Annotated in this window: 4 protein-coding genes; all 4 read left to right on the forward strand. The window is 70.7% G+C overall.

Annotated elements, in window-relative coordinates; all coding sequences use genetic code 11:
• Window positions 1-1,792: hydantoinase/oxoprolinase family protein (locus VNG13_02760; protein ID HVA59441.1), on the forward strand; the 1,792-nt coding region annotated here is incomplete at its 5' end.
• A 4-nt stretch (window positions 1,793-1,796) separates the two neighbouring features.
• The gene (locus VNG13_02765; protein HVA59442.1) at window positions 1,797-3,668 is read left to right on the forward strand and encodes a hydantoinase B/oxoprolinase family protein; all 1,872 of its coding nucleotides are present in this window, start codon (window positions 1,797-1,799) and stop codon (window positions 3,666-3,668) included.
• Window positions 3,665-4,360 carry an isochorismatase family protein gene (locus tag VNG13_02770; protein HVA59443.1) on the forward strand — a complete coding sequence of 232 codons (696 nt, stop codon included), beginning with the start codon at window positions 3,665-3,667 and terminating at the stop codon, window positions 4,358-4,360. The genes VNG13_02765 and VNG13_02770 overlap by 4 nt, the downstream gene beginning before the upstream one ends.
• A 56-nt stretch (window positions 4,361-4,416) precedes the next feature.
• The coding region (locus tag VNG13_02775) for a CoA transferase (GenBank protein ID HVA59444.1) at window positions 4,417-5,272 on the forward strand (856 nt) is incomplete at its 3' end.

A 5,272-nucleotide genomic window follows, 5' to 3' on the forward strand; every position in this document is an offset into this window, starting at 1 on the left:
GGTGCTGCAGATCGCCCGGTCGTTCGTGCCGGGCGGGCTGGCCGGCTGGATCATCTGGCCCAAGCCGGAGCCGCTCGCCTCTCTCGAGGACACGGTGGAGGCGATCGAACGCATCGCCTCGGACGGGTCCGTGGTGACGCCGCTGGACTCCGATGACATCCGGGCCAAGCTGCGCCGCCTGCGCGGGGCCGGGATCGAGGCGCTGGCCATCTCCCTCATCAACTCCTACGCCAACGCCGACCACGAGCAGCGGATCGCGGCGATCGCGGCCCAGGAGATGCCGGGCCTCCCGCTCTCGGTGTCCTCGGCCGTGCTGCCGGAGCTGCGCGAGTATGAGCGGACCATCACCACGGTGGCCAACAGCTACGTCCACCCGCAGGTGTCCCGCTACATCGCGAACCTGGCCGGCAAGCTGGACGGCGGCGGCCTGTCGGCGGGCCTGTACATCCTGCGCAGCGACGGCGGCCTGGCGAGCGCGGCGAACGCCGCCGACAGCCCGGTCTCGCTGCTGCTGTCGGGCCCAGCGGGTGGCGTCGCCGGCGCGGTGTGGGCGGCTGAGCAGGCTGGCTTCAAGGACCTGCTCACCTTCGACATGGGCGGCACGTCCACGGACGTGGCACTGGTGCAGGACCTGGCGCCCCGGATCGGCCGGGAGACCATGGTCGGCGACCTGAAAGTACGCGCCACCTCGGTGGACGTCCGGACCGTCGGCGCGGGCGGCGGTTCCATCGCGCACGTCCCGGCGCTGACCCGGGCGTTGCGGGTCGGCCCGCAGTCAGCCGGCGCAGTCCCGGGCCCGGCCGCTTACCGCAAGGGCGGCGTGGAGCCGACCGTGACCGACGCCAACGTGGTGCTCGGTTACCTGCCGACCGAGCTGGCCGGTGGCGAGATCGTGCTGGACGCGCAGGCCGCCCACTCCGCGGTCAAGACCATCGCCGACGCGATGGAACTCGGGAGCGTGGAGGCCGCCGCCGCCGGGATCGTCGACATCGTCAACGAGAACATGTTCGGGGCGCTGCGGCTGGTGTCCATCCAGCAGGGATTTGACCCGCGCGACTTCGCGCTGGTCGCGTTCGGCGGGGCCGGCCCGCTGCACGCCAACGCGCTCGGCAGGCTCACCGGCGCGTGGCCGGTGGTCATCCCGCCGTCCCCCGGTGTGCTGTGCGCCTACGGCGACGCCACCACCATGGTCCGCGACGAGGCGGCCCGCACCTACATCCGCCGGTTCGGCGTCATCTCCGACAACGAACTGCTCGGCCTGCTCCATGAGCTCGCCGGCGCGGCAGCCGCCACCGTCGAGGCGCAGGGCGTGCCCCGTGACCAGCAGACGGTCAGCTATCACGTGGACCTGCGCTACCACGGGCAGGGATTCGAGATCACGGTGCCGGTGGCGGAAGACGCGTTCGACGGCAACGGCGGCGGGCTCACCGCGCTCGCGGCCGCGTTCGACGCCGAGCACAACCGGCTGTTCTCGTTCCTGCTCCAGGGCAACGAGCACGAACTGGTCAGCGCCCGCGCCACGGTGAGCGGCCCGCGCCCCAACGTCGGCACGGTCCACCTGCCCGAGGGCGGGACCGACCCCTCAGCGGCACTCGCCCGCACCACCCGGATCTGGGTGGACGGCGAGCACGCCGACGCCGCCGTCTACGACCGGACCGCACTGTTCGCCGGGAACGTCATCAGCGGCCCGGCCATCATCACCGAGATGGACTCCACCACCCTCGTCCTGCCCGGCCACGCCGCCACGGTGCATCCCAGCGGCAGCATCCTCATCCGTCCCACGGAGGACTGAATCCATGGCGCAGATCATCGAGCACGCCACCGGCGACGTCGCCGCCGTGGACGTCGACGTCGTCACCTTGGACATCATCGAGAACGCGCTGCGCAACGCGCGGTACGAGATGGACGAGGTGCTGTTCCGCACCGCGCTGTCACCGGGCATCCGGGAGCAGCACGACGAGTTCCCACTGATCGGGGATCCCGAGGGCAAGATGGTGGTGGGCCAGTTCGGCCTGTCGGTGCCCGCCCTGCTGGCCCGCTACTCCGGGACGATCGAGGAGGGCGACGTCCTGCTCACCTCGGACCCGTACGCGTGCGACGCGGCCATCAGCCACGCGAACGACTGGCTGGTCGTGATGCCGATCTTCCACGCCGGACGGGTGGTGGGCTGGGCGTCGATGTTCGGCCACATGTCCGACGTGGGCGGCAAGACGCCGTCGTCCATGCCCACCGACGCCAGGACCATCTTCGAGGAAGGCGTCGTCATCCCGCCGTTCAAGCTCTACCGCAAGGGCGAGCTGAACGAAGAAGCGCTGGGCATCATCCTCAACCAGGTGCGGATGCCGGAGTGGAACCGCGCGGACCTGAACGGGATCGTCGCGGCCTGCCGCACCGCCGGGCGACGGGTGCAGGAACTGTGCGAGCGGTTCGGGGTCCAGACCTACCTGTCGGCGCTGAACGCACTGCTGGACCGCAACTACCGGGCGATGAAGACGCTGCTGAGCATGATCTTCGCTGATGGCGAGACGATCTCGTTCACCGACTACATCTGCGACGACGGGGTCGGCTACGGGCCGTATGAGCTGAAGCTGTCGCTGACCCGGACCGGGGACAAGGTGGTGCTCGACTTCACCGGAAGCTCATCGCAGGCGCAGGGACCGGTGAACTACTACGTCAACGAGAACCTGGTCCGGATGTTCTTCGGGATCTACATGATCACCGTGGCGGACCCGCAGATCCTGTGGAACGACGGCTTCTACCCGCTGGTCGACGTGGTGATCCCGGACGCCAGCTACTGGAAGCCGAAGTACCCGGCCGCGCTCAACGCCCGCAACCATGGCATCGGCCGGATCTTCGACCTGTTCGGCGGGCTGCTCGGGCAGAAGAACCCGAGCCTGCTGAACGCGGCCGGATTCTCGTCCTCGCCGCACTTCATGTACTCCGGCAACTACACGCAGGCGGACCGCAAGGGCGAGTGGTTCCAGCTCTACTCGATCGGCTTCGGCGGCATCCCCGGCCGGCCGATCGGGGACGGGCCGGACGGCCACTCCTTGTGGCCGTCGTTCGTCAACATCCCGTGCGAGTACCTGGAGTCGTACTACCCGATGCGGATCGAGCGCTGGGAGACCGTCGCCGACACCGGCGGCGCCGGTTTGCACCGCGGCGGCAACGGCGTCGACGTCGCCTACCGGTTCCTCGAGCCGGGCACCATCGCGATCCACGACGACCGCTGGCTGACCTACCCGTGGGGAGTCAACGGCGGTGAGCCGGGCGCCCGTGGCCGCAAGTGGATCGAGCGGGCTGACGGCACGACCGAGGTGCTGCCCAGCAAGATCCACGATGTGCCAGTCCGTCCCGGTGACCTGCTGCACTTCGTCACCTGGGGCGGCGGCGGCTGGGGTGACCCGCTCGCCCGCGACCCGGAGCTGGTCGCCAAGGAGGTGCGGCGCGGTCTGGTCAGCGCCGAGGGTGCCAGCCGTTACGGCGTGGTCGTGACGCCGGACGGTGCCGTGGACGGCGACGCCACGCAGGCGCTGCGGGCGGACCTGGCCGCCGGACGGCCAGCCGAGTTGCCGATCTTCAACATGGGCCCCCCGCTGGCGGAGATCCTGGCGCGGTGCGAGGAGGAGACCGGGCTGCCCGCGCCCAATCCGCCTGTCGCACTGTGAACGCGCCGCCCGGGACTGGGCCGGAGGGCCTGGCCCCGGACTCGCTCGCCGCGGACTACGCAGGGGCCGGCTTCGGCCGGTCCCTGCCCTGGGGGGAACGGCCCGCGCTGATCCTGATCGACCTGCTCCGCGCCTACTTCGAGCCCGGGGCCGAGTTCTATCTGGGTTCCGACGCGTGCCTGCTCGCCGCGGCCCGGGTGCTTGCCACCGCCCGGGCGGTGGGCATCCCGGTGGTGCACACCAGGGTCGAGTACGATCCGGACGGGATCAGCGGCGGCCTGTTCGTCCGCAAGATCGCCGCGCTACGGCACCTCGTCCCCGGCGGCCCGCTGGGCGAGATCATGCCGCAGGTCGCCCCGGGCGAGCACGAGGTCGTTGTCGTCAAGCAGTACGCCAGCGCATTTCACGGCACCAGCCTTGCCGCGACGCTCACCGCGCTGCGGGTGGACACCCTGATCATCACGGGCGTGAGCACCAGCGGGTGCATCCGCGCCACCGGGGTGGACACGATCCAGCACGGCTTCGTGCCCCTGGTCATCCGCCAGGCCGTCGGGGACCGTGACCCGCGGCCGCACGAGGCCAGCCTGTTCGACCTCCAGGCCAAGTACGCCGAGGTAGTGGAGGAGGACAGCATCCACGCCTGGCTGCGCGCCCGGCCCGCTGCTGGCCCCTCGCCCAGGCCACCGTCCTAGTGCAATGGACACTGTTTCGTGTGTTAGGACAACTAGCCAGCGAGGGACGGCCGCCGATGATGCCACTTGAGGGGCTGCGGGTGATCGACGCCTCGACCATCCTGGCCGGCCCGCTGTGCTGCCAGATCCTCGGCGACTTCGGTGCGGACGTGATCAAGGTCGAGCACCCGGTGTCCGGTGACAGCATGCGCGGCCACGGCTGGCAGAAGGACGGCATCCCGCTGTGGTGGAAGGAGATCAGCCGCAACAAGCGCACGATCGGCCTCGACCTCAGCGCGGCTGAGGGCGCCGAGGCGTTCGGCCGGCTGGCCGCCACCGCCGACGTGGTAGTGGAGAACTTCCGCCCCGGCACGCTGGAGAAATGGGGCGTCGGCCCGGACCAGCTGCACGAGGTCAACCCGGGGCTGGTGCTGGTGCGCCTCACCGGGTTCGGCCAGACCGGCCCGTATGCACGCCGCCCGGGCTTCGGCACGCTGGCCGAGGCGATGAGCGGCTTCGCCCACCTCACCGGATCCGCCGAGGGCCCCCCGACGTTGCCGGCGTTCGGGCTGGCGGACAGCATCTGCGGCATCGCCGCGTCCTGCGCCGCGATGATGGCGTTGTGGCACCGGGAGGTGCACGGCGGCGGCGGCCAGGTGATCGACATCAGCATCCTGGAGCCGATCATGACGGCCGTCGGCCCCGGGCCGACGGTCTACGGCCAGCTAGGCGTGATCGAGGAGCGGCACGGCAACCGGTCGACCAACAACGCGCCGCGCAACACCTACCGCACCAGCGACGGCTCCTGGGTGGCGGTGTCGACAAGCGCGCAGCGGATCGCCGAGCGGGTGCTGCGGCTGGTCGGGCACCCAGAAGTGATCGACCAGCCCTGGTTCGCCAGCGGGCGCGGCCGGGTGCGCCACGCCGACCTGC

It is taken from the genome of Mycobacteriales bacterium (assembly GCA_035533475.1).
Classification (GTDB): Bacteria; Actinomycetota; Actinomycetes; order DATLTS01; family DATLTS01; genus DATLTS01.